The 24,296-nt window shown below is 60.7% G+C and carries 28 protein-coding genes; 8 read left to right on the top strand and 20 right to left on the bottom strand.

Going from position 1 to position 24,296, the window contains the following annotated elements:
- Positions 1 to 229 precede the first annotated feature (229 nt).
- Positions 230 to 1,348 carry a protein adenylyltransferase Fic gene (gene fic / locus Q7T64_RS03030; protein ID WP_304790945.1) on the top strand — a complete coding sequence of 373 codons (1,119 nt, stop codon included), beginning with the start codon at positions 230 to 232 and terminating at the stop codon, positions 1,346 to 1,348.
- A gap of 35 nt (positions 1,349 to 1,383) precedes the next feature.
- On the opposite strand, the gene Q7T64_RS03025 is transcribed toward fic, so the two are convergent.
- From Q7T64_RS03025 to Q7T64_RS03005, 5 genes are all read right to left on the bottom strand, one after another.
- A complete protein-coding gene (locus tag Q7T64_RS03025; protein ID WP_304790943.1) occupies positions 1,384 to 2,340 on the bottom strand; it encodes a transporter in 957 nt (318 codons plus the stop codon).
- A 93-nt stretch (positions 2,341 to 2,433) separates the two neighbouring features.
- Positions 2,434 to 2,859: a DUF2946 domain-containing protein gene (locus Q7T64_RS03020; protein WP_304790941.1), complete on the bottom strand. Its 426-nt coding sequence runs from the start codon at positions 2,857 to 2,859 to the stop codon at positions 2,434 to 2,436.
- Between the two features lie 9 nt (positions 2,860 to 2,868).
- Positions 2,869 to 3,564: a DUF599 domain-containing protein gene (locus Q7T64_RS03015; RefSeq protein ID WP_304790939.1), complete on the bottom strand. Its 696-nt coding sequence runs from the start codon at positions 3,562 to 3,564 to the stop codon at positions 2,869 to 2,871.
- 110 nt (positions 3,565 to 3,674) lie between these two features.
- On the bottom strand, positions 3,675 to 4,718 hold the full coding sequence (locus Q7T64_RS03010; RefSeq protein ID WP_304790937.1) for a TauD/TfdA family dioxygenase: 1,044 nt from the start codon (positions 4,716 to 4,718) through the stop codon (positions 3,675 to 3,677).
- Between the two features lie 50 nt (positions 4,719 to 4,768).
- Complete coding sequence (locus tag Q7T64_RS03005) at positions 4,769 to 5,740, bottom strand: tripartite tricarboxylate transporter substrate binding protein (protein WP_304790935.1); 972 nt, start codon at positions 5,738 to 5,740, stop codon at positions 4,769 to 4,771.
- 102 nt (positions 5,741 to 5,842) lie between these two features.
- On the opposite strand from Q7T64_RS03005, the gene Q7T64_RS03000 reads away from it, so the two are divergent.
- Positions 5,843 to 6,790: a LysR family transcriptional regulator gene (locus Q7T64_RS03000; RefSeq protein ID WP_304790933.1), complete on the top strand. Its 948-nt coding sequence runs from the start codon at positions 5,843 to 5,845 to the stop codon at positions 6,788 to 6,790.
- A 377-nt stretch (positions 6,791 to 7,167) separates the two neighbouring features.
- Positions 7,168 to 8,043, top strand: coding sequence for an MOSC domain-containing protein (locus Q7T64_RS02995; protein ID WP_304790931.1), 876 nt, complete (start codon positions 7,168 to 7,170; stop codon positions 8,041 to 8,043).
- On the opposite strand, the gene Q7T64_RS02990 is transcribed toward Q7T64_RS02995, so the two are convergent.
- The 5 genes from Q7T64_RS02990 to Q7T64_RS02970 all read right to left on the bottom strand — a co-directional run bounded on the left by Q7T64_RS02990 (position 8,040) and on the right by Q7T64_RS02970 (position 12,216).
- Positions 8,040 to 8,309 (bottom strand): YfhL family 4Fe-4S dicluster ferredoxin, encoded by a 270-nt coding sequence (locus tag Q7T64_RS02990; RefSeq protein WP_304790929.1) that lies wholly within the window; start codon positions 8,307 to 8,309, stop codon positions 8,040 to 8,042. The two genes, Q7T64_RS02995 and Q7T64_RS02990, sit on opposite strands and share 4 nt — an antisense overlap.
- A gap of 11 nt (positions 8,310 to 8,320) precedes the next feature.
- A complete protein-coding gene (coaD, locus tag Q7T64_RS02985; RefSeq protein ID WP_304790926.1) occupies positions 8,321 to 8,809 on the bottom strand; it encodes a pantetheine-phosphate adenylyltransferase in 489 nt (162 codons plus the stop codon).
- A gap of 24 nt (positions 8,810 to 8,833) precedes the next feature.
- Positions 8,834 to 9,439 carry a 16S rRNA (guanine(966)-N(2))-methyltransferase RsmD gene (rsmD, locus tag Q7T64_RS02980; protein WP_304790923.1) on the bottom strand — a complete coding sequence of 202 codons (606 nt, stop codon included), beginning with the start codon at positions 9,437 to 9,439 and terminating at the stop codon, positions 8,834 to 8,836.
- A 10-nt stretch (positions 9,440 to 9,449) separates the two neighbouring features.
- Positions 9,450 to 10,775: a pitrilysin family protein gene (locus Q7T64_RS02975; protein WP_304790921.1), complete on the bottom strand. Its 1,326-nt coding sequence runs from the start codon at positions 10,773 to 10,775 to the stop codon at positions 9,450 to 9,452.
- 82 nt (positions 10,776 to 10,857) lie between these two features.
- Positions 10,858 to 12,216, bottom strand: a complete 1,359-nt coding sequence (locus Q7T64_RS02970) for a pitrilysin family protein (protein ID WP_304791139.1) — start codon at positions 12,214 to 12,216, stop codon at positions 10,858 to 10,860.
- Between the two features lie 288 nt (positions 12,217 to 12,504).
- Here Q7T64_RS02970 and ftsY point away from each other — a divergent pair, with 288 nt between their 5' ends.
- The 4 genes from ftsY (at position 12,505) to rpoH (ending at position 16,382) form a co-directional block, all read left to right on the top strand.
- Positions 12,505 to 13,632, top strand: coding sequence for a signal recognition particle-docking protein FtsY (gene ftsY / locus Q7T64_RS02965; protein WP_304790918.1), 1,128 nt, complete (start codon positions 12,505 to 12,507; stop codon positions 13,630 to 13,632).
- A 14-nt stretch (positions 13,633 to 13,646) separates the two neighbouring features.
- A complete protein-coding gene (locus tag Q7T64_RS02960; RefSeq protein WP_304790915.1) occupies positions 13,647 to 14,315 on the top strand; it encodes a cell division ATP-binding protein FtsE in 669 nt (222 codons plus the stop codon).
- A complete protein-coding gene (locus Q7T64_RS02955; protein ID WP_304790912.1) occupies positions 14,312 to 15,241 on the top strand; it encodes an ABC transporter permease in 930 nt (309 codons plus the stop codon). Before Q7T64_RS02960 ends, Q7T64_RS02955 begins: the two co-directional genes overlap by 4 nt.
- A gap of 241 nt (positions 15,242 to 15,482) precedes the next feature.
- Complete coding sequence (gene rpoH, locus Q7T64_RS02950; RefSeq protein WP_304790909.1) at positions 15,483 to 16,382, top strand: RNA polymerase sigma factor RpoH; 900 nt, start codon at positions 15,483 to 15,485, stop codon at positions 16,380 to 16,382.
- Positions 16,383 to 16,577: 195 nt separating this feature from the next.
- Here rpoH and Q7T64_RS02945 read toward each other — a convergent pair whose 3' ends face one another.
- Genes Q7T64_RS02945 through Q7T64_RS02925 form a run of 5 tightly spaced genes read right to left on the bottom strand, consistent with a single transcriptional unit; the run spans position 16,578 to position 20,565 of the window.
- Positions 16,578 to 17,225 carry an SCO family protein gene (locus Q7T64_RS02945; RefSeq protein WP_304790906.1) on the bottom strand — a complete coding sequence of 216 codons (648 nt, stop codon included), beginning with the start codon at positions 17,223 to 17,225 and terminating at the stop codon, positions 16,578 to 16,580.
- Positions 17,225 to 18,109 carry a heme o synthase gene (cyoE, locus tag Q7T64_RS02940; RefSeq protein WP_304790903.1) on the bottom strand — a complete coding sequence of 295 codons (885 nt, stop codon included), beginning with the start codon at positions 18,107 to 18,109 and terminating at the stop codon, positions 17,225 to 17,227. The genes Q7T64_RS02945 and cyoE overlap by 1 nt, the downstream gene beginning before the upstream one ends.
- A gap of 10 nt (positions 18,110 to 18,119) precedes the next feature.
- Positions 18,120 to 19,232, bottom strand: coding sequence for a heme A synthase (locus Q7T64_RS02935; RefSeq protein ID WP_304790900.1), 1,113 nt, complete (start codon positions 19,230 to 19,232; stop codon positions 18,120 to 18,122).
- Between the two features lie 6 nt (positions 19,233 to 19,238).
- Positions 19,239 to 19,829, bottom strand: a complete 591-nt coding sequence (locus Q7T64_RS02930; RefSeq protein ID WP_304790896.1) for a cytochrome C oxidase subunit I — start codon at positions 19,827 to 19,829, stop codon at positions 19,239 to 19,241.
- Positions 19,816 to 20,565, bottom strand: a complete 750-nt coding sequence (locus Q7T64_RS02925) for an SURF1 family protein (RefSeq protein WP_304790893.1) — start codon at positions 20,563 to 20,565, stop codon at positions 19,816 to 19,818. The genes Q7T64_RS02930 and Q7T64_RS02925 overlap by 14 nt, the downstream gene beginning before the upstream one ends.
- An 84-nt stretch (positions 20,566 to 20,649) precedes the next feature.
- Here Q7T64_RS02925 and Q7T64_RS02920 point away from each other — a divergent pair, with 84 nt between their 5' ends.
- A complete protein-coding gene (locus tag Q7T64_RS02920) occupies positions 20,650 to 20,853 on the top strand; it encodes a twin transmembrane helix small protein (protein WP_304790890.1) in 204 nt (67 codons plus the stop codon).
- 90 nt (positions 20,854 to 20,943) lie between these two features.
- Here the strand turns inward: Q7T64_RS02920 and Q7T64_RS02915 are convergent, their stop codons facing one another.
- From Q7T64_RS02915 to Q7T64_RS02895, 5 genes are all read right to left on the bottom strand, one after another.
- A complete protein-coding gene (locus Q7T64_RS02915; RefSeq protein WP_304790887.1) occupies positions 20,944 to 21,804 on the bottom strand; it encodes a cytochrome c oxidase subunit 3 in 861 nt (286 codons plus the stop codon).
- Positions 21,805 to 21,880: 76 nt separating this feature from the next.
- Positions 21,881 to 22,099 carry a DUF2970 domain-containing protein gene (locus Q7T64_RS02910; RefSeq protein WP_304790884.1) on the bottom strand — a complete coding sequence of 73 codons (219 nt, stop codon included), beginning with the start codon at positions 22,097 to 22,099 and terminating at the stop codon, positions 21,881 to 21,883.
- A 7-nt stretch (positions 22,100 to 22,106) separates the two neighbouring features.
- The gene (locus Q7T64_RS02905; protein ID WP_304790881.1) at positions 22,107 to 22,688 is read right to left on the bottom strand and encodes a cytochrome c oxidase assembly protein; all 582 of its coding nucleotides are present in this window, start codon (positions 22,686 to 22,688) and stop codon (positions 22,107 to 22,109) included.
- Position 22,689: 1 nt separating this feature from the next.
- Positions 22,690 to 22,758 carry a cytochrome oxidase small assembly protein gene (locus Q7T64_RS18105; RefSeq protein ID WP_370653246.1) on the bottom strand — a complete coding sequence of 23 codons (69 nt, stop codon included), beginning with the start codon at positions 22,756 to 22,758 and terminating at the stop codon, positions 22,690 to 22,692.
- A gap of 126 nt (positions 22,759 to 22,884) precedes the next feature.
- On the bottom strand, positions 22,885 to 24,296 hold a 1,412-nt coding region (locus Q7T64_RS02895), incomplete at its 5' end, for a cytochrome c oxidase subunit 1 (RefSeq protein WP_304790874.1).

Raw genomic sequence — 24,296 nt, 5'->3', positions numbered from 1 at the left:
ACATCAGTGGGCGGGCTGCCTTTTTCGGGAGGAAGCCGCAGCAGTTATCCGGAATTTCCGGATAACTGACTGTTCGCGTGCTGGGTGCCGTCTATTTCAGATTCCGCTCCGGAATCGAAGCCCGGACCAGTTATGTCGCCAAAACGCAAAAATTGCGACACATTCAATTGACCTGTCGCCGCAAGCGACATAAACTGGCGTCATGTCGCAAAAATTCAAATATTAAACCATGTCGGCCTGGCGTCCAGACCAGCCTTACAACGACTTGCCTGCCTTGCCGCCAACGACCGAGTTGGAGACGCGCACGGTGCTCAAGCAATGCATTACCGCGCGTGCGGCGCTGGCCGAACTGAAACAGGCGGCCGAGCTGATCCCCAACCAGGGGGTGCTGATCAACGCCCTGCCGCTACTCGAAGCGCAGGCGAGTTCCGAAATCGAGAACATCGTCACCACCACCGACCGGCTGTTTCAGTTTCAGAGCGCGGGCGAGCATGCCGACGCCGCCACGCGCGAGGCATTGCGCCACAGCAGCGCGTTACTGGAAGGGTTCCGGGCGCTCAGACGCACGCCACTGAACACACGCACCGCTGAACAAGTCTGCACGCGCATCAAGGGTATCGAGATGCAGGTGCGACGCATACCGGGGACGGCACTCGCCAACCAGACCAGCGGAGAAGTGATCTACACCCCGCCCGTCGGAGAGGACCTGTTGCGGTCCAAATTGGCCAACTGGGAACGCTATCTGAACGAAGAGCGGGATATCGATCCGCTCATTCGCATGGCCGTCGGGCATTACCAGTTCGAGGCGATCCACCCCTTCACCGATGGCAATGGCCGGACCGGGCGGGTGCTCAATAGCCTGTACCTGATTCAGGAAGACCTGCTGACGTTGCCGATTCTTTATCTCAGCCGCTACATCATCCAGAACAAGGCCGAGTATTACCGCCTGCTGCTTGAAGTAACGCGCAGCCAGGCATGGGAGCCGTGGATTGTCTATCTGCTCAAGGGTGTCGAGGATACTGCGCGCTGGACCAGCGCCAAGATTTCCGCAATCCGCACCCTGTCCGTACTGACCGTTGCGCATGTGAAGCAGGCAGCGCCAAAAATCTATAGCCGTGAACTGGTGGACATGATTTTCGACCTGCCCTATTGCCGCATACAGAACCTGGTTGAGAAAGACATCGCTGGCAGGCAAGCTGCCTCCCGCTACCTGAAGCAACTGGTGGATATCGGTGTGCTGGAAGAAAGGGCCGTGGGGCGCGAAAAGTTGTTCATTCATCCCAAGCTGATGCACCTGCTTACGCGGGATGACAACACAGTGACTTCGTACCCCACTCCACCCCATTAGCCAATTGAAAGCGCCAATGGGTGCGCAGCCTCACATTAAAACCGTCCGCTGAGCCCCAGCACGACCGCGCGACGCATGGTGAGCTGCACGCCATTCACGTATTGGTACAGCGGCTGCTGGTAGAAACCCACCACCTGCAAGCCCTCCCCCAGTGCATACGCCAGGCCTGGACTCAGGAACACAGAACGTCCGCCGCTGTCCGCCGGCTCGGCGGCGGTGCCGCCGTCGCGCTGTCGGGTCACGACGTTCAACTGCAGCAAACCTGCCACGCGCTCGCCCAGGCTTTTTCGCAGTCCCACATCCATGCCAAGTACAGCACCCGGCCGGTAGTTTGCATTGCTGTTCAGCGCGCGCTGGTACTGCGCCTGGGCAAACCAGGATGCGTCCTGTTTGGGCAGTTTCTGGTGGTAGTAGGCGCCGATGATGGCGTCGCTTGTTCCTGTTCCTGGCTGCAGGCTGCGTTCGGCGACATTGCCTGCGCCATTGGCGACAGTCGTGCTGCCGGTGGGCAGCTTCATGCCAAAACTGACGCCTGCAGTAGCCGGCGCTGAAAAATTCCCCTCCAAAGGCCGTTGGTAGCGCCCTATCACGCGGGCATCGCCAAGCTCGGTGAAATTCCATCTGTCGGTAATCCTGGCGCCACCATGATTGTGAACGTGCTGGTGGTCGCGCGAAACCAGCGGCGCTACCAAGGAGATGCCCCAGCCGGAAGAAAACATCTTGCTGTAGCTGGCAATGAAGCTCTGGTTCGTTGTACTGACTTCATCGTGGTGACGACGAATTTCACCCACGCCAACGCGCGATGAGCCGCTGCGTGGCTGGCTCTGGTCGATGTACTCGTAACGCAGTTCGAAAGCGGAGCCGGTTTCCGTGGCGGCGTTTTCCGCCGTCCATCCGGAGTTAACCGAGCAGGTTGCGGCGCCACAACTGGCGTATGCGGCAACAGGCAATGCGGCGGCAGTGAACGCCGCAATGAATTTGCAGAAGGTCATTTCATGATTCCTGTGATTCGCCCTCTGCCAGGCAGTGGCTGGCAGGAGATGCGCTAAAGAAGGACAGCCGACGGCCTTGTCGGCCAATCGGCGTCAGATGCGAGGTGCAAACCAGGAATTGAAAGGCGGTGCGCGAGGCTGCGCTTTGGACCAGGCAAATAATGGTCTATTGGACTGATAGAAGAGCGCCGGGAAGTTGGCCTGCGCTGTCAGCAGCGGCACGAAGAATGAAGCGGACGGGGGCAGTGCAAACGAGCCGGCATGCGTGAAGCAGAATGGGCACTGCTCGAAGTGCAGCCCGTGGTCGCTGCCGGATCGTGACGGGGCGGCGCTATGCTTGCCGGTAGCTGAAGTGTCGGCGCTGCAGAATTCCATACCGGGTCCATCGCCGGCGGAAAGGCGCAGTTGCGCAGGCGCTTGAGCGAAGGCAGACGACACGGACGGGGCCAGCGCCGCGAGCAGGACGGCAAGGCAGGCCAGTAAAGCGGCGATCCGGCGATGGAGTCTGGTCAGTGCCATTCGCCAATTCTACCGATCCGGCAATGCTTCCCGCGGCGCCGGATCGCTGCGGTCAAGCTGGTGCAGCGTCAAGACCAGTCCGACCGTGGCCAGCACCAGGAATACCGGCCCGAACAGCCAGAACACCAGCGGCACCGCAAAGAAAAAAGCGCGCAGGCCGACGGTAAACATATTGCCCGCCCGGTTCAGGCGCCTTGCCACTGCTTCCGGCGAGAGCAGATGGTGCGCACCGGACTCCGGTGTGTTGATCATGAAAACGACGTGATTTGTCAGGCGCACGGACATCACGAAAGCGAAGAACGCGACGATAAAGTCGATCAGCAGGCAAAGCACCTTCGTAATCCACAGCTCGGCCGCATGCGTGCCGCCGGCGTTGAGCACGTGCCAGCTATTGGAGATGCTTTCCGCTTGCCCGGATAGCGTCAGCGTGCCGATGATCAGCAAGGTCGCCGTCGAAGCCATCAGGCTGGCGCCCATGATGAAATTGCGCAGGGTCTGCACCGCCATCACATCCTTGGCCGGATTGCGCATGACATTGGCCACCCACAGCGTCCGGGCAAGCTGGTTGACGCCATGAATGGTGTAGGTTGGATCACGGCCGACCTGTCGCCATAGCCGGAAGTAATAGCCAGCGATCAGCGCCACACTCAAGGCGATGGCCACGGCATCGCTGCTGAATTCCTTCAACCATAACTGGATATCCATGCCGTTTCCGCGCCTTATGATGAGTCTGGGTTTGCGATCATTCAAGGCAGGCATTATATCCAGCTATATCCAGCGCAAGGAGCGCGCAACCGCCCTCCCTGCGCTGCTGGTCAAAGTACGATGCGCTCCTTGGTCGCCGTCACCTTGACTCCTGCACCCCATTGTTTGATATACGGCGTCAGGGGCCGGATGGCCGGATCGACCAGCCACAAGCGCCACAGCAGGCGCTTGCGCCCGGGCTCGGGCCAGTCCTGGTACTCGGTGCGCGTATGCAATACGACCGAATTGTTCAGGAACTGCATGTCGCCCCGTTGCAGCAGCATGCCGTAGTGCTGCTCTTCGGCGATTTCCTTGGCCAGTGCCAGGGCGTGCAGTTGCGCTGGCGTCAGGTCCGGCACTTCCGGGAAATCATGCCCTTTGCGGATGTGCGTGGGCCCCAGCGAGGTACAGAGCTTGCCATCCAAAAAGTTGAACACCGGGCTTTGGTAAAACCCGTCTTCGCCTTCATTCATCTCGCCGTGCTTGGTCCAGTAGAAGGGTTCGCTCATGATCTTCACGCTCTCGGGCGAACGCGCCAGCATGGTGTTGTGCAGGGCGATTGAACTGGTGATCTTGGAGACGCCACCGGACTGCGGCGTACGCACGCAGAGCAGTCCGACGATTGAGCTCTGGTCGCAGTGAAACGCCATTTCCTCGCGGGTCTGGTAACCGCGGCTCTTGGCGTCACGCTGGGTCTTGCCGGTATCGGTCACATGGCCGAAGACGTCGCCTTCGGCATTGTTGGAACAGGCGGTTCCCAAATGTCGTCCCAGCCCCCAGTAGATCGACGCCGCATCGATCGGGTCGATCTTGTCCAGCGACAGGCCGCGAACCAGGACTGCGCCCAGCCCGTCTTTCAGCTCGGCCTTGATGGCCTTTATCTTTTCGGAGAACGCGCCGAAATCGAAAGCCTCGGCGGGGAGCGCCATCAGCGCGTTCGGGTCGTCGCCAATCTTGCTCCTGATGGTCTTCGCCACGGCGAGCATGGCGTCCAGATCATCCTCGGTAAGATTGATTATCCAGCGCTGGTCGGCCTTCAGGTCGTCGCCGATCCAGTCGGCGGGGTCGATCACTTTCTTGCCAATGACGGCTTCTTGTCTTGCCTGGGAGTTCATGCTCTCTCCAATGATTCAGGTTGTCGGGCTGCTTGAAATTGGCGTTCGCATCAGTTTGCGCGGATATTCAATTCCTTCAGCGTCCTGGTCCACCGGGTCAATTCCCTTTGGTGCATGGCGCCAAACTCTGCCGACGGCATGCCGGAACCGGTGGAATCAAAACTGACGCGCGCCAGCTGCTCTTTCATGCCATCGGACTTCAGGATGGCTGCCAGCGTCGCATACAGCTTGTCGATGACGGCCGGCGGCGTGCCGGCAGGCGCAAACAGACCGGTCCAGCTCACGCTGTGGAAGTTGATGCCCGATTCGATCATGGTCGGCGTATCGGGAAGGTACTTGGTCCGCTCGGCGCCGGTAATGGCGATCGGCCGCAGTTTGCCGCCCTGGATTTGCGACAGCGTGGTAGGCACGTCGGCAACCACAACGGCCACGTCGCCGGCAAGCGCTGCATTCACGGCGCCGACATTGCCCTTGTAGGGCACATTGCTGAGCTGGACCTTGGCCATCGTCTTGAACAATTCACCGGCCGCGTAAAAGGGTGTGGCGCCCCATGAATAGAACAGCTCGCCCGGTTTTGCCTGGGCCGCGGCGATCAGGTCCTTGACCGAGTTGATCGGCGATTTGGCATTCACGGCGAACAGCAATGGCGTGCTGCCCAGCAGGGTGATCGGCACGAAGTCCTTCACCGGGTCGTAGCCCAGGGTCGAATGCAGGGCCGGGTTATAGACCATCTGGCCGGTGGCGCCGACCAGCAAGGTGTAGCCGTCCGCCGGCGAAGCGGCGACGTACTGCGAGGCAATGCGCGCATCCGCACCCGGCTTGTTCTCGATCAGGACCGCTTGCCCGATCTGCTCCGACAAGCGTTGGCCAACCACGCGGGCGATGATGTCGAGGTTGCCACCGGGCGGATAACCGACGATCAGCTTGATCGGCTTGTTTGGGTAAGCTTGTGCATTTCCTGCCGCCGGAGCGAGTGCCAGCAACGACGCCAGCGCCGCTCCGAAAAAAGACAACCGCTTCATCCTCGTCTCCTGTGATTTTTCTGACCTGCCGGGATTACAGCGTACAAATACGTCACAATCCTGTCCAATTCAATATTCGGAACGATTATTTCGTTTTTCGCAATGCACAAGGATGTCACCACCAAGCAGATCCGCGGATTCGTTGCAGTGGCAGACGAGAAAAGCTTTACCCGGGCTGCCAGCAAGCTGCGCGTATCGCAATCTGCACTGACCATCGCGATCCAGTCGCTGGAGGCGGCGGTCAATGCGCAACTGTTCGATCGCACCACGCGATCGGTGGAGCTGACCGCGCAGGGACGGCGTTTCCTGCCAGTGGCGCTGCGCCTGCTCGATGAGCTCACGCGCGGAATCGACGACCTGCATGCATTTGCCAGCAGTCAGCGCGGCTCGGTGGTGGTCGGGTCGAACGCCTCGTTCATCGATGTGGTGCTGGCGCCGGCGATTGCGGCACTGTCGAAGCAGTATCCAGGGATTTCGGTACGGGTCATCGAAGACACGGCCGACAGCCTGGTCAAGCGCGTGCTGACGGGCGAAGTCGATTTCGGCATTGCCACGATGTTAGGCGCGGTCAATGACATCGATGCGCGCCTGCTGTTGAAGGACCGGATGGGGGTCTTGTGCCGGCGCGACCATCCTGTGGCCCTGATGAAGCGGGACCCGGCCTGGCCTGAGTTGCATCGCTATCCGATGGCCTCGCTGCCGTTCGGGGCGGGCATTGTCGCCATGCTGGACGACTCGCACTTTGCGTCCATCATTCCAAAGCCGATGTACGAGGTGTCGAGCGTGTCGTCGCTGTTTGCGCTGGTTGAAAGCGGCGCCGGCATTGCGATCCTGCCCGGCATCGCTGCCTACTCGAGCAAAGTGAAGGATTTCTGTTTCCGGCCAATCCGCAAGCCGACGCTGCATCGCGGACTGTTTTTCCTGCGGCGCCAAAGCCGCAGCCTGTCGCCGGCCGGCGAGAGCCTGCGCGATTTCATGTTCCGGCAGTTACAGGAAATCAAGGAAGGGACGATCCTTAGCCTGGCGCCGGATCTGCGCCGGCCGCTTTGACGGCACGGTGAGCGCATAAAAAAAAGCACCGGGCTTTACGGGCCCGGCGCAATCGCTTCCTTCTCTCGGAGTTGCACTTTCAGCTTAAGCGGCGCGCTTTCCGAGCTCGTTGCTCCAGATCAACCGGCCAACAAATACGAATGCGATTTCCCACAGGCCTGGTCGGGCCGGCCGGCATCCCTCGCAAATTTGCCACGGATTCGCCCCCTACCCCATATTCTCTGTTGCAGTGCAGCAGAAAGCCGGCTATAGTGGATTTGTCTCCTCCTCCCTCCACGGGTGGATTAGCCCGCTGACTGAAAAGCCAGCGGGCTTTTTTTATTGCCGTACGGCATCCACTGCTAAAATGTAGCGACCCATTGCTAAACTTTCCCGGTATGCCGATCATCACTGAGCTTGTCCTGTACCCGATAAAATCCTGCGCCGGCATCAGCCTGCGCGAGGCAACCGTCACTGCCGCAGGATTGGTCCATGAGCAGATCTACGACCGGGAATGGATGATTGTCGATCTGGATGGCAACTTCCTGACGCAGCGCGAATTCCCGCAAATGGCGACCATCCGTCCCAGGGTGAGGCTGGATGCGCTGGAAGTACGGGCGCCGGGCATGCTGCCTTTATATATTCCGCTCGACCTGCCAGCGCCGGAAGATGAGAAGACCATTGAAGTCCGGGTCTGGAACGACCGCGTGCTTGCCTACGATTGCGACGAAACCAGCGCAGCCTGGTTCAGCAATGTGCTGGGTACGCCATGCCGGCTGGCCCGCTTCCACCCGTCGGCAGATCGGCTGGCCGATGCCAAATGGACTGGCGGCGTCGATGCGCCCACCCTGTTTGCCGACGGCTATCCATTGTTGGTGATTTCTGAAGAATCGCTGGCCGACCTGAATGAAAAACTGACGGCCGGGCAGCGGCAGCCGCTGCCGATGGAGCGCTTCCGGCCAAACGTCGTGATCAAGGGAGTGGGGGCCTTCGAAGAAGATTTCGCCACGGCGATCTCGGCCGGCGAGCTTGTCATGCGCCCCGTAAAACCCTGCCCGCGCTGCAATATGCCTTCGGTGGACCAGAAAACCGGGGAAGTCGGCCCGGATCCGCTGGACATCCTGCGTACTTACCGCGCCGATGCGCGCCTGGACGGCGGGATTGCGTTCGGGATGAACGCCATCGTGGTGGGCGGTGAAAACACGGTCATCCGTGTGGGGCAGGAAGCGGCGCTTGAACTGGCGTTCACGGACAGCCAAGCAAAACCAGCTTAGTCCGGCCCGGCGCCCTCAAGCGCTTGCTGCAAGCGCTCGTATTTGGCTTGCAGTTGGTCCTGCGATTCCCGCCATTCCGGATTGAACGGGATGCAGGCAACCGGGCACACCTGCTGGCATTGCGGCTCGCTGAAGTGCCCGACGCATTCGGTACAGCGTGTGGCGTCGATCTGGTAAATCTGCGGACCCAAAAAAATTGCGTCGTTCGGGCACTCGGGCTCGCATACGTCGCAATTGATACATTCGTCCGTGATCATCAGGGCCATGCTGAGCCGCCTTATTTTTCCAGCGCCTTGACTTTTGCCTGCAGCCAGCGATCCACCGACGGGAAAACGAACTTCGACACGTCGCCACCGAAGATCGCAATTTCGCGGACGATGGTGCCCGATATGAACTGATATTGGTCCGATGGCGTCAGGAACAAGGTTTCCACGTCGGGCAACAGGTAACGGTTCATGCCGGCCATCTGGAATTCGTATTCGAAGTCGGAAACTGCCCGCAGGCCACGTACGATCACGCGCGCTTCATGCTTGCGCACGAAATCCTTCAGCAGTCCGGAAAAGCTCTCGACCTGCACGTTCGGATAATGGCCAAGGACTTCATTGGCGATCGTCAGCCGTTCTTCGAGTGTGAAGAAGGGTTTCTTGTTCTTGCTGTCGGCGACGCCAACCACGAGTTTGTCAAACAGTCCGGAGGCGCGGCGCACCAGATCCTCATGCCCTCGCGTGAGTGGGTCGAACGTTCCGGGATAAACGGCTGTAACCATGTCTGCTCCTTGATCGAACGCGCATTATGCCACTTTAATGCAGTGCAGCAAGTAGAAGCAGACTGCACCCGCCCCGTCACTCCTGACCACTTCCCAGCCGTCCATCCAGCTTCCGGCATGTTGCGGGAAAGCCTTGTCCGATTCAGCATATACCAAGCCGCCCGGCTTAAGTAGGCGCGCGCATGCCGGCAACAATGCCGGCAGCAGTTCCAGCGAATAGGGCGGGTCAAGGAAGATCACGTCATAGCTGGCCGCCGCAGCCGAGCGCACATACCGCAGTGCATCAGTCTTCAGGATGCTGACCTGGCCGGCGTCGAGCTTGTCCTTGACCTGCTCCAGCACACGCAGCGCCGGGCCGGCGGTCTCGACCATCACGACCTTCTGCGCGCCGCGGCTGGCGGCTTCAAAACCGAGCGCGCCGGTGCCGGCAAAAAGATCGAGCACAAGCTTGTCTTGCCATCGGCCGTCGATCAGATGGTTCAGCCAGTTGAATACCGTTTCCCGCACGCGATCCGGCGTCGGCCGCAAACCTTCTACCGACACCACCGGCAATGGCGTCCTTTTCCATTGGCCGCCGATGATGCGCACCTGGCGCGGCGCGCTGCTGAGGGTGCTGCGGCGCGCCTTCATGTACCCGCCGTCACTGCGGTGCGCCGACGATCACTGTGGACAGCGCATTGGCCCCCAGCTTGCGGTTGAATGCGGCGCGGATGTCGGCCACCGTCACTTTGGCGACCATAGCGGTCCAGGTATCCAGATAGTCCAGTGGCATTTGGTAGAAACCGATCATCGCCACGTTGTCGAGGATCTTGCGGTTATTGTCGATGCGCAGCGGAAAGCCGCCGATCAGGTTCGATTTTGCTGCCTTGAGCTCTTGCTCGGTCGGACCATCGCGCAGGTAGGCGGCGATGGTTTCGCGCACCAGCTTGAGCGCATCGTCGGTGCGCGCCTTTTGCGTCTGCAGCCCGGCCTGGAAAGGGCCGGCCTGCGCCAGCGGATTGAAATAGCTGTACACGCTATAGGCCAGTCCGCGCTTCTCCCGCACTTCGCGCGTCAGGCGCGAAACGAAACCGCCGCCACCCAGTACGTAATTGCCCACCGTCAGCGGGAAAAAATCCGGGTCGCTGCGGGCCAGCGCAGGCGTGCCGAGCAAGATATGCGACTGTGATGCCGGATGCGGAATGCGCTGCTCGGCGCCCACGGCTTTTTGCACGGCGGGAAACGCCGGCAGCGGCGTTCCCTGCGGCAGGCGGCGGGTCAGTTCGCGGGCGATGGCATCTGCCTGCTCCCGCGTGATGTCCCCGATCAGCGCCACCACGGCGCGATTGGCGACGTAATGCCGGCGATGGAATTCAAGCAGGTCATCGCGCTGTATGGCGCCGACCGATTCCACGGTCTCTTGCTGGGCGTAAGGGTGATCCTGGTAAAGCAGCTTCCAGAACGCCTTGCCGGCAATCGCCTCGGGTTTGGTCAGCTCTTCCCGGATTGCGGACAGGTTGCGCGCCTTGTCGCGGTCGAACAGGCTCTGCGGAAAGGCCGGCTGGGCGAGCACGCGCGCCAGCAGGGCCACCGCGCGATCGCGTTCTTCGTTGCTGGACAAGGTTCGCAATGTCGCGCCCGCACGGTCCATGCTGGCCCCGCCGCCGCGCTGGGCGGCTATATCGGCAAAGCCATCCGAAATCTGCGCCTCGGCCACGGCCGGCTCGATGCTGCCGTCGGCCAGTTTTTCTTCGCGCAGTCCGCGCGCCAGCATGGCATTGGTCATGCTGGCGACGCCCGATTTGCCAGCCGGGTCGCGACGCGCGCCGGCGTCGAACTCGACGCTGACATCGAGCACCGGGATCGAATGGTTTTCGACGAAATAAACGCGCACGCCGGTCGGCAGCGTCCAGCTCTGGATCTTCAGGGCGGCGTTGGCCGCGCCAGAAGCCGTGAACGCCAGAACAAGTACAAGATATTTCAACATGGGGCAGACCTTAAAAATTCAGCATGTGCCAGCGAATGCCAGCAAGTGCGTAGTGGCAGGCATGGGGCGCAAAGCGATCGCATCAGTGCCGCAGGCCGGCAGGCGGCGCGGCGGGCTTTTGCGACAGCGGCAGGGGAACCAGGGTGGCGATCGTCAATGCATCATCGCCAAAATATTTGCTGGCAACCGCCTGCACCTGGGACGCGCTGACCTGGCCCAGCCGCTCGATCAGGCGGTCGAGCAGGCGGTGGGAAACACCGCTCATTTCCATGGTGCCGATCTCCATCGCCTGACCAAAAATCGAGTCGCGCTTGTAGATCTGGCTGGCAATGAGCTGCGTCTTGACGCGCTTTAGTTCAGACTCGGAAACGCCTTCGCGCGCCACGCGCTCGACTTCTGCGCGCAGCAGTTTTTCCAGCTGCTCGGTCGTCGTGCCCTGAGCCGGCACACCGTCCAGGATGAACAGCACCGGGCCGCGGGCGATGGCGTCATACGATGCACCGGCGGAATTGGCGACCCGTTGCGTGCGCACCAGTTGCGCGCTCAGGCGGGCATTGTCATAGCCGTCAAGGATGGTCGCCAGCACGTCCAGCGCCAGCGCTTCGTCATCCTTTTCCACATCGGCCAGCTTGGGAACCTTGAACGCCAGTGCCACATAAGGATTTTCGGCCGGCGCCTTGATGGTCACGCGCCGCAAGCCCTGTTGCGCAGGCTCCAGTTGCGGCTTGGTGACCGGAACCGGCTTGCGCTTGATGCCGCCGAAGTATTTTTCCGCCAGCCGGCGCACCTCCTCGGGGACGACGTCGCCAGTCACGACCATGACCGCATTGTTCGGCGCGTAGAACCTGTCATGCCAGGCCCGCGCATCTTCGACGGTCATGTTCTGCAAATCATTCATCCAGCCAACCACCGGGTGCCGATAAGGATGGGCGCTCCAGGCAACCGCATGCAGGGCTTCGTAGACTTTCTGGATCGGCTTGTCCTCGGTGCGCCAGCGGCGCTCCTCCATCACCACCTTGATCTCTTGCTCGAATTCGGCCTTGGTGAAGCGCAGGTTGGCCATCCGGTCCGCTTCCAGCGCCATCATGTCGGGCAGTCGCGATTTCTCGATCTGCTGGAAGTACGCGGTGTAGTCCCTGCTGGTGAAGGCGTTCTCGCGGCCGCCGAGTGCTGCCACGCGTTCGCTGAATTCGCCCGGCTTGAGCTTCTTGGTTCCCTTGAACATCATGTGCTCCAGCGCATGGGCCACGCCGGTGGTGCCATTGACCTCATCCATCCCGCCAATCCGGTACCACACCATGTGCGCCACAGTCGGCGCCCGATGGTCTTCCTTGACGATCACTTTCATGCCATTTTTCAAGGTGAATTCAGCCGCCGGTGCAGCGCTTGCAGCCAGGCTGCAAGCCAGCAACAACAAAAACAGCAGCGCATTGGTCAACATCAGCATGCCGGGATGCGGCGATGGCGCAAGCGCCTGGGCCGACTGCCGGGGGTGATGCCTGGACAGGATCGCGGGGAGCAACGGAGCAGCAGAATTTCTCATGACCTCACTCTGGTAAAATGGCGCGACAGTTCCTGCGCGGCAGCTTGCTTGCCGACAATCGCGTGCCAACGACCCGCTAGTGCCGGCGGCATGCGATGACAGCAAGCTGGCAACCGCGACAAAGCGTCGATTCTAGCCGCTTGTTCCCAACGTCGCCCGACGCACTTCAATCCCACTACGCGACTGATGTTTAGTTTCTTCAAGAAAAAACCCAAAGAGCCGCCGCCGCAGGAACAGGCGCCGGCTTCCGCGCCAGCCGCAGAAGCCCCGATGCCGGCTCCATTGCCAGCGCCATCCCCTGCGCGCGCGCCGGAAACGACGATACCCGCAGCGGGCTCGCCCTTGCCGCTCGCCGCCGAAGCCATCGACAGCACGCCGCAGGAAGAGATCGTTCCCGTTGCGACCAGCGAGCAACAGAAAAAATCCTGGTTCACGCGCCTGAAAACCGGGCTGTCCAAGACATCGTCCAGCCTGACCACGCTTTTTATCGGCGCCCGCATCGACGACGATCTGTACGACGAACTCGAAACCGCGCTGTTGATGGCCGACGCCGGCGTCGAGGCCACGCAATCCTTGCTCGACAGCCTGAAAAAGCGCGTCAAGGAGCAAAAACTGACCGACGCCGCGCAAGTGAAAACCGCCTTGCGCGACCTGATCGTGGAACTGCTCACGCCCCTGGAAAAGCCGCTGGTGCTCGGACGGCACAAGCCGATGGTCATGATGATTGCCGGCGTCAATGGCGCGGGCAAGACCACCACGATCGGCAAGCTGGCCAAGCATTTGCAGTCGCATGGGCAAAGCGTGCTGCTGGCAGCCGGCGATACTTTCCGAGCCGCCGCCCGCGAGCAATTGACGATCTGGGGCGAGCGCAATAATGTGCACGTCATTTCCCAGCAGTCCGGCGACCCGGCTGCCGTTGCCTTCGACGCCGTGCAGGCCGCCATTGCCCGCTCGATCGACGTCGTGATGGTCGATACTGCCGGGCGGCTGCCGACGCAGTTGCACCTGATGGAAGAGCTGCGCAAGGTGCGCCGCGTAATTGGCAAGGGCATGGAGTCGGCGCCGCATGAAATACTGCTGGTCATCGATGGCAATACCGGCCAGAACGCGGTAGCCCAGGTCAAGGCTTTCGACGATGTGCTGTCGCTGACCGGTCTGGTGGTCACCAAGCTCGACGGCACCGCCAAGGGCGGCGTGCTGGCCGCCATCGTGAAAGCGCGGCCGGTGCCGGTCTATTTCATCGGTGTCGGAGAGCAGATCGAGGACCTGCAGCCGTTCAATGCCAGGGAATTCGCCGACGCATTGCTCGGCTGACCAAAGGCATGGGCATGATCAATTTCGACAACGTATCCAAGGACTATCCCGGCAGCGCCGCTGCGCTGGCGGGTGTGAACCTGCAAGTCGCCAGTGGCGAACTGCTGTTCCTGACCGGCCCGTCCGGCGCCGGCAAGTCGACCCTGCTCAAGCTGATTGCGGCAATCGAAAAACCCAGCAGCGGCGCGGTCCTGGTCGGCGCCCAGGACATCGGCCAACTGCGACCAGCGGCGCTGCCCTACCTGCGCCGCAAGCTCGGACTTATTTTCCAGCAACAGCGCTTGCTGCCGGATCGCTCCGTCGCTGCCAATGTCATGTTGCCACTGCTGGTCACCGGCACCAGTCGCGCCGAAGCCAGCAAGCGCGCACTGGCTGCGCTGGAAAAAGTCGGCCTCACGCACAAGGCCGGGCACGCACCGGCAACACTGTCGGGCGGAGAGCAACAGCGCGCCACGATTGCCCGGGCGATCGTGCACCAGCCGCAAATCATCCTCGCCGATGAACCAACCGCCAACCTGGATCGGGTGGCGGCGCTGGGCGTACTGGACTTGCTGCGTGATTTCAACCGCGCCGGCGTGACTTGCCTGGTTGCCACCCATGACCGGCATTTCCTCAACGCAGGCGACCGCATGGTGGAACTCGACCAGGGCCGGATCGTGCACCACGCGCCGGGCGCCGCATGAGTGCCTGGTTGCGCCAGCACGCCACAGCGTTTGGGGACGCTTGCCGCCGCGCCAGGTATACGGCGGGCAGTTTCCTGTTCAACGCCGTCGTGATTGCGGCTGTGCTGGCACTGCCCTTCGCCGGACTGACGCTGCTCGACAATTTGGTGCCCGTCACCCGGCAACTGGCCGCCGACCCGGAAATCACGGTGTTCCTCGCTCCTGGCGCCAAACAAGCCAAGGGCCAGGCAGCAAGCGCAGGCATACGACGCCTGGCACTGGAGGTGGATCCGCAGGCGGGGATTGAATTCATTTCACGTGAGCAGGCGCTTACCAGCCTGAAAAGCCGCACTGCTATTGGGGACACCATTGCCGTATTGGGGGAGAACCCACTGCCGGACGCCTACGTGGTTCGCCTCTCGCAGTCCGACGAGGGGCGGCCGGCGCAACGCGCCGAAGGTTTGGCGGCAGCCCTGGCCAAGCTGGACGGGGTGGAGCATGTGCAAGTCGATTCCGCCTGGATCAGCCGCCTGGCAGCCTTGGTCCGGCTATTGCGCATGGCCTTGGTGATGGCGGCTGTTGCACTCGGCGTGGTCGTGGTGGCGGTGGTATTCAATACGGTCCGGCTGCAAGTACTGACCCAGCGCGAGGAGATCGACATTTGCCGGCTGTTCGGGGCAACGGATACTTTCGTCAGCCGTCCCTTCCTTTACGCCGGTGCGCTGCTGGGCCTGCTCAGCGGCGCGCTTGGGCTGGGTGCAATCGCCGCCCTGCTTCCCTACCTGAACCGCAACGTGGCCGAGCTGGCGCGCCTGTACGGGTCGGAATTCCAGCTTTTACCTCTCGGACCTGCGCAGTCGGCGGGCCTGCTGGTTCTCTGCATGCTGCTTGGCTATGTCGGCGCCGGCATGTCGGTGCGCCGCCATTTGAAACAATCCTCCACCTGAAGCGAAAAAACTGGCAGAACTCGCCACTTCCAGCTTTGAGCGAACGCAACTTCCGGGCGACAGGATGCTCTAAAGTGGCTGGATGCAATTCGAGCCATTCGTCCCATAGATGCTCCCTATCACTTGCATAGAACAACAAATTAGCAGTCCCTCGCCTTGAGTGCTAATATTGTTTGTGTATGCTGCTATGCAATGCGAATGTCCGCGAACATAGGAATCCGCAAACAAGGAGAAGAACGTTATGGCTTCATCGTCTGCAACTGATGCTCTGGTGCCGGTAGCCGGGAATCCGCTTGCACTCGGTTTCTCAGGCAACCTTGGCAATATTGATGCGTACATTTCCGCGGTAAACAGATTGCCGATGCTGACCCACGAGGAAGAAATTTCCCTGGCCAGGCGACTGCGCGAAAACAATGAACTCGATGCAGCCCAAAAGCTGATCCTGTCCCACCTGAGGCTGGTGGTCTCCATCGCCCGTGGCTATCTCGGCTATGGTTTGCCACATGCCGACCTGATCCAGGAAGGCAATATCGGCCTGATGAAGGCCGTCAAGCGCTTCGACCCGGACCAGGGCGTGCGGCTGGTGTCCTATGCGATGCACTGGATCAAGGCCGAGATGCATGAGTACATCCTGAAAAACTGGCGTCTGGTCAAGGTGGCGACCACCAAGGCGCAGCGCAAGCTGTTCTTCAACCTGCGCAGTCACAAGGTCGGGCTGGACTCGATGACACCGGCCCAGGTCGATGAGCTGGCCCGTGTGCTGAATGTGAAGCGGGAAGAAGTCATCGAAATGGAAACCCGGCTTTCAGGACGCGATATCGCGCTTGAATCGCCGACCGATGACGAGGATGACAAGTTTTCGCCGATTGCCTACTTGTCCTCCGAAAATAGCGAGCCGACCCATGTGCTGGAAGCACGGCAGTTCGACCGGCTGCAATCGGAAGGGCTGGAAACCGCGCTGGAGAAGCTCGATCCCCGTTCGCGGCGCATCGTCGAGGCGCGCTGGCTTGCCAACGACGACGGCTCCGGCGCGACGCTGCACCAGCTCGCCGACGAGTTTGGCGTATCGGCGGAGCGGATCCGGCAGATCGAATCGTCGGCATTGAAAAAAATGAAAGGCTCGCTCGCAGCCTACCTCTGAGCCAGCCCTCTTCCGTCCAGGCGGATCAAGCAATGAAGCCCACCCGGCGACCAGCCGGGTGGGCTTTTTCAATTCCGGCGAACACAAGGACAACGCCGCCGCGACCAGGCATGCGGCGCGGCGCTACTGCTGTCAAAACAGGTCAGGAAGTCGATTGTGATACGCAGCGCCCAGGCCGGGGCTGCGAGGAGCGGATCAGCCGCCGCTTGCCAGCAGTTGCTTGATGTCGTGGGCGATCGGCTCGGCGCCCTGGCCGTGCCGCACGAACAGGCGGATGCGCCCTTTGGCGTCGAATACATAGCTGCCGGCCGTATGGTCCATCGTATAGCTGCCGGGCTGCTTGCCCGGTACTTTCTGGTAGAACACGCGGAATTCCTTGGCAACCTTGTCCAGCGCAGCAATGTCACCGGTCATGCCCAGGAAGCGCGGATCGAATCCGGGCACATAATTGCGCAGCACAGCCGCCGTATCGCGCTCGGGATCGACGGTGACGAACAGCACCTGCAAGCGCTCGGCGTCCGGGCCGAGCTGCTTCATGACTTCGGCCATCTCGCTCATGGTGGTGGGGCAGACGTCCGGGCACTGCGTATAGCCAAAGAACATCAGCACGGCCTTGCCACGAAAATCTTCCAGCCGCCGCAACTTGCCGTTATGGTCAGTCAGGCTGAAGTCGCGGGCATAACCCAGGCCGGTGACGTCGGTATTCTTGAAAGAAGACTTTACCGGCGACAGCAGCATCTGGTTGGCGTCGCCGCCTTTTTCGCCGCAACCGGCAAGCAGCAGGATCGCCGCCAACAATGGGGCAAACCACAGCGTGAACAAGCGGGATGTAGTCTTGGGCATCAGAGTGGTATGTAATGATCGACCAGCAAGGCGGCGAACAGCAGCGACAGGTAAATGATCGAGTACGTAAATGTCTTGCGTGCAATCAGGTCGGTGTAATGCCGATAGACCTGCCATGAATACCAGAGGAACACCACGCCCAGCACCGCTGCCGACACCAGGTAGATCAGGCCGCTCATGCGCACCACGAAAGGCAGCATCGAGGTCGCCACCAGCACGATGGTGTACAGCCAGACATGAAACTGGGTGAATGGCATGCCATGCGTAATCGGCAACATTGGCAAACCGGAGCGCGCATAGTCGTCACGACGATACAGGGCCAGCGCCCAGAAGTGCGGCGGCGTCCAGATGAAGATGATCAGCACCAGCAGCCATGCCTGCATCGGCACATCGTTGGCAATCGCCGCCCAGCCCAGGGCCGGCGGCATCGCGCCGGACAGGCCGCCAATGACGATATTTTGCGGCGTGGCCGGCTTCAGGATGATGGTGTAAATGACCGCATAGCCGACAAAGGTGGCAAAGGTCAGCCACATGGTGAGCGGATTGACGAAGTTGTACAGCACCCACATGCCAAGTCCGCCGATCGCGCCGGAAAACACGATGGTCTGTGCCGGTGTGATTTCGCCGCGCGCCATCGGACGGCGGGCAGTACGCGCCATGCGCGCATCGATCTCGCGCTCGACCAGGCAATTGACGGCGAAAGCAGCGCCTGCCAAGAGCCAGATGCCGATCGTTGCAGCAAGGACAATCTTCCAGTCGGGAAGACCGGGCGTGGCGAGGAACATGCCGATCACAGCGCAAAACACCGCAAGCTGCGTTACACGCGGCTTGGTCAGGGCCCAATACTGGGCGATGCGATTTTGTTGGATGCTCAGTGTAGACATTACCAGGGAGTCAAACGGGCGCGGGGCGCGCGGACAGTCGGCCAGCGCCAAGCGCAGAACCGACCGTAACCCGAAAGTTTAGCACGACGAGCAGCAAGACCATCAGTGCGGCGCCACCGTTATGCAGCACGGCCAGTGCCAGCGGCCAGTTGAAAAATACGGTCAGCATACCGGTCAGCACTTGCGTGGCCAGCACCGCCGCGATTGCCAGTGCCATGCGGCGCAAGCCGGGAACCCGGGCGGCACGCCAGGCCATGGCGCCAACCACCGCCAGCACCAGCAATGCAAAAACCCGGTGGGTCCAATGAACCGCCGTCAAGGCGCTGACCGCCAGGTAGTCCCCGCCGGCCGTCTTGCCAAGTTCGCGCCAGAGATGGAATCCGTTGCGCATGTCCATCTCAGGCACCAGTTGGCCATGGCACAGCGGAAAGTCGGGACAAGCCAGCGCGGCGTAATTGGTGCTGACCCAGCCGCCCAGGCCGATCTGCATGAAGACCACCAACAACGCAATCGCGGCGGGCAGGCGCAGTGCCTGGTAGGCCGGTACCGGCATCGGCGCGGGATCCTGCCGCGATGCGTGCCAGGCCAGCATGGCCAGCAGCCCCATTCCCAGCAGCAGATGCATGGTGACAATCGCCGGTTGCAGCTTCAGGGTCACGGTCCAGGCGCCAAACGCGCCCTGGATGCAGACAAACGCCAGCAACAGCAAGGGAAATGCCGGCGAGAAGCGGGCGTCCGAGCGTCCCGATTGCCGCCACTTGCGCCAGGCCACGACCAATAGCGCAATGATCAGCACGCCCACCGCCATCGCCAGGTAGCGATGGATCATTTCGATCCACGCCTTGGCCACGGTGACCGGACCGGTCGGCATGGCGGCCTGTGCGGCGCTGATCTGTTCATGCGCCAGGAAAGGATTGGACTGGCCATAGCAACCCGGCCAGTCAGGGCAGCCCAGCCCCGAATCGGTCAGCCGCGTGAAAGCGCCGAACATGATCAGGTCAAAGGTCAGGAACACCGTCACCCAGGCCAGCTTGCGATACTTGTCGGCGCCCTTCGACGCCCACACGACCGACAGCGGCAACAGCGCCAGCAGGAAACCCTTGAGTGCAAGTTGCAGCAGCATGGTGCGTCAGCCGATCTTGGAAGCTTTTAGCAAGCGGCCGAGGTCGCGCTTGATCCGGTTCGGGTCGGCATCTTTTGGAAAACGCATCATCAGGTTGCCCAGGGGGTCGATCATGTAGATGTGATCTTTCGCGCTGGTGCCTTGCTCGACTGGCAGCCAGCTGGCAATGCGTGCTGGATCCGCGCGCAGCATGTGGGTGCCATCGTATTCACGCATCAGCATGGTTTCCAGCGGCGCGCCGTCGGTGATCAGCCAGACCCGTTCGACGCGTTCCATTTCCCTGCCCTGCGTCAGGCGCAACTGGCGCATGTCATAAAGTTTCTTCTTGCAAGCCTGCTGGCAGTCTGCGCTGTCGACTTGCAGCATGACCCATTTGCCCTTGTAAGCATCGAGTTCCAGGGGCTTGCCATCCAGCGAACGCCCCTGCAACGGCGGAATCGGGTACTGGCGTGGATCGATCAGGGCGCCATAGTTATTACGGCTCTCGGGCTTGATCAGGTAATAGGTAATGTACGAAAGCACCAGTGGTGCGGCGCACACTGCGATCACGGCCCACAAGGTCCATGTGCCGCGTGTGCGAGGCTTACTTTGATCCACGTCGAAATCCTGTGACAAGAAAAAACAGAAAAGCGGTCGCAGCGAGTGCGTACCACTGGAATGCATAGCCACGATGCTTGTCAGCACCGGACGACGGCTGGGGCCAGTCGCGAACCAGTCCGTCCCTGGACGGATCATTGACAGCGTTGCCGCCGTTGGCACCTGGCGACTGCTCGATTATAAGGTTTAGCACCGGCATCGCGCTGGCAGCCGTAAAGTCGGCAGGCGACAGGTTCTGCACGATGGCGCCAGGCTTGATCGCTGCCGGCTCACCCAGTTGCAGGACGTGGCCCGGATGTCGGCGCAGGGTTCCTTCTATCGTGACCGGGCCGCGCGGCGTGACCAGCGGCGGCAATCGTGACCGATCACGCGGGTCGCGCGGCAACCAGCCGCGCAACACCAGCACGGTAGGGCCGGACTCGCCCAGACGAAACGGCATCAGCAGATAAAAGCCAGGCGCGCCGCCATGCGGCCGGTTGTCCAGATAGACTGGCCAGCCGGCAATAAATTCCCCGTATGCAAGCACCCGGCGAAATTCCACCTGCGCTAGCACAGGCAACTTGTCGCCACCGCGCAGCACCAGCGGCTCGAGTGCGGCGCGCTGGCTCAGTGTTGCGGCGAGATCGTCCTTCTGGTTGGCGCGGCCACGTTGCCATTCTCCAAGCGCAAGTCCGATGCCGGCGACCAACAACATGGCAAGGAAGGGAATCCAGCGGAATCGGAAAGCGAATCGCATTACAATGTGTCTCCATTGGCCTGGTTCAGGCCAGCACCTGCTGTCGCACCTGTGCGGTCCAGCACCATTGCTTGCACGACCATCATGAAAATCTTCGCAGTAGTCATCGGCTTCATCCTGATCCTGGGCAGCCTCGGCTCTGCGCTGGTATTTTTGATGCGCGACAAGGGCAAGACCAATCGGACCGTCAATGCCCTGGCGATGCGCGTCGGATTTTCGATCCTGCTATTTGTACTGATCCTTGCCTCGTACAAGATGGGCTGGATAGCACCGACTGGCATACGTTAAGCAACAAACAATATCCTGCCAATCCTGTACAAGTAGCCGCCAAAACAAAAAGCCGCACCGAAGTGCGGCTTTTGTCATGGCGAACCGGATTTACAGCCAGTACACAACCACATACAGACCGAGCCAGACCACGTCGACGAAGTGCCAGTACCAGGCTGCGCCTTCAAAACCGAAATGCTGCTCCGCCGTGAAATCACCGCGAACCACACGGTACAGCACCACACTGAGCATGATGGCGCCCAGCGTCACGTGGAAGCCATGGAAGCCGGTCAGCATGAAGAACGTGGAACCGTAGATGCCCGAAGTCAGTTTCAGGTTCAGTTCGCTGTAGGCATGCATGTACTCATAGGCCTGGAAGCCCATGAAGACCGCGCCCAGTATGACGGTTGCCAGCAGCCAGAATGCGGTCTTGCCGCGATGACCGGCGCGCAGTGCATGGTGCGAGATCGTCAGCGTGACACCGGAAGCCAGCAGCAATGCGGTGTTGATGGTCGGGATCCAGAACGGGCCCATCGTCGCGAAGCTATCGACCGTGCCGGCCGGGCCGCCTGTGCCCCACTGACCGGCATAGTCGGGCCAGATGAACTTGTGGTCCAGGTCCGCCAACCAGGGCATCGTGATCGTGCGGGCATAAAACAGCGCGCCGAAGAAGCCGGCGAAGAACATCACCTCGGAAAAGATGAACCAGCTCATGCTCCAGCGGAACGAGGTATCGATGCGCGCACTGTATAGCCCGCCTTCGGATTCCTTGATCGCCTCGCCAAACCAGTTATAGAGAACCGCCAGCGTGCAGACGATGCCCAGCATGTTGGCATACGCGCCCCATCCATAACCGTTGACCCAGGCCGAGGCGCCGATCATGGTGAGCAGCAGTGAAGCGCCTGCAAGCACCGGCCAGCGCGATGGGCTGGGTACGAAATAGTAAGGTGCACTTCCGTGTTGAGAACTCATTTCCGCTCCAAGTAAGTCTTTGATTCTTTAAATTCTGTAATTTTTTACGACGCTTGCCACTTGCAGGATCACGGCCTCAGGCTTGAGCGACCACTGTTTTTACCAGCAACACCAGCACGGTGACAAACACACCGGCGCCAATCAAACCGGCGATGATCACATGCACCGGATTGAGCTGCTGGGTGTCGGACTCATAATCGCTCTTCTTGCGTACACCGAAAAAGGACCAGCACACGGCCTTCATCGTCGCCAGGAAAGAGGACTTGCGCTGTGTTGCCTTTCTCAGATCGCCCATTGTGCTCTTAGCTCGCCTTCTTGCCGGCACCGCCGACTTCAAAAAAAGTATACGACAAGGTAATTGTCTTTACGTCACGGGGCAGTGCGGGGTCGATGTAAAACACGACCGGCATCTGCCTGGCTTCGTTCGCCGTCAAGGTCTGCTGCCGGAAGCAGAAGCATTCCACCTTCTTGAAATGCTGGCCAGACTGTTGCGGCGCATAACTTGGAATCGCCTGGCCGTCGATGCTGCGCGGCTGCGTGTTCACGACTTCATACACTACTTGCGCCATCTCGCCGGGATGCACCGTCACGCTCGACACCGTCGGCCGGAACCGCCATGGCCCCTGCGAATTGGCGTCGAACTCCACGGTCACCGTGCGGCTTTTGTCGACCTGGCTGTTGACCGGCGCTTCGACCGTCACATCCTTGGGCGTCAGCAGGTTCACGCCGGTAATCTCGCAAATCATCTGATACACCGGCACCAGCGCATAGCCGAAACCGAACATCATCACGGCAATTACCACCAGCTTGCCCAGCATCTGCGCATTCAGCCGCTTGTTGCCGAGGTCTTGCTCCTTGCCGAGATTATTGTCTTTCTCGCCCATCTCAGCTGAACCAGGTGCGCTTGACAAACACGGCAACAAAAAACACCACGACGACAGACAGCAAAATCATTGCGGTCTTCAAATTGTTCGGCTGCTTGTCATCGGACATTTCATTTGCGGACGGGGAAACCCCGCCCTCCTGCTCAGTATTGCAAACAACCGTCACCCAAACCAGATCGCCTGAACCCGAACCGGGTTACTTGACGGTCGGCGGCACTTCAAACGTATGGAATGGCGCCGGGCTCGGCACTGTCCACTCCAGGCCTTCTGCACCTTCCCATGGCTTGTCTGCGGCTTTCTGGCCGCCACGGATCGATGGCAACACCACGAAGAACAGGAAGTACACCTGGCTCAGGCCGAACAGCAATGCGCCGATCGAGGCCACCACGTTGAAGTCGGTGAACTGCGCCGGATAGTCTGCATACCGGCGCGGCATGCCAGCCAGGCCGAGGAAGTGCATCGGGAAGAACGTGACGTTGAACCAGATCAGCGAGTTCCAGAAGTGGAACTTGCCGCGCCATTCGTTGTACATGTAGCCAGTCCACTTCGGACCCCAGTAGTAGAAGCCGGCGAACAGTGCAAACAAGGAGCCGGCAACCAGCACGTAATGGAAATGCGCCACCACGTAATAGGTGTCCTGCATCTGGATGTCGATTGGCGTCACGGCCAGGATCAGGCCGGTAAAGCCGCCCATCGTGAACACGAAAATGAATCCGATCGCAAACAGCATCGGCGTCTCGAATGTCATCGAGCCGCGCCACATCGTTGCGATCCAGTTGAACACCTTCACGCCGGTCGGCACCGCGATCAGCATCGTCGCGTACATGAAGAACAGCTGGCCCGTCACCGGCATGCCGGTGGTGAACATGTGATGTGCCCAGACGATGAACGACAGGATCGCGATCGACGACGTTGCATACACCATCGACGCATAACCGAACAGCGGCTTGCGGGCAAATGCAGGAATGATCTGCGAGACGATGCCGAAGGCCGGCAAGATCATGATGTACACCTCGGGATGCCCGAAGAACCAGAAAATATGCTGGTACATCACCGGGTCACCGCCGCCGGCTGCGTTAAAGAACGAGGTACCGAAGTGGCGGTCGGTCAGCGTCATCGTGATGGCGCCCGCCAACACCGGCATCACGGCGATCAGCAGGTAAGCCGTGATCAGCCAGGTCCAGCAGAACATCGGCATTTTCATCAGGGTCATGCCAGGTGCGCGCATGTTCAGGATGGTCGTGATGATGTTGATCGAACCCATGATCGACGATGCGCCCATGATGTGCATCGCGAAGATACCCATGTCCATGCCGATACCCATCTGGGTGCTCAGCGGCGCATACAGCGTCCAGCCGGCTGCGGTCGCGCCGCCCGGCACCAGGAACGACGTGGCCAGCAGGATTGCAGCGGGTGGCAGCAGCCAGAACGAAAAGTTGTTCATCCGTGCAAACGCCATGTCGGCTGCGCCGATCTGCAGCGGGATCATCCAGTTGTCGAAGCCGACGAAGGCCGGCATGATCGCGCCGAACACCATGATCAGGCCATGCTTGGTGGTGTGCTGGTTGAAGAATTCCGGACGGAACAATTGCAGGCCGGGCTGGAACA

The organism is Lacisediminimonas sp., from assembly GCF_030645335.1.
GTDB lineage: Bacteria > Pseudomonadota > Gammaproteobacteria > Burkholderiales > Burkholderiaceae_D > Lacisediminimonas.
This window is presented reverse-complemented; position numbering and strand designations above follow the sequence as displayed.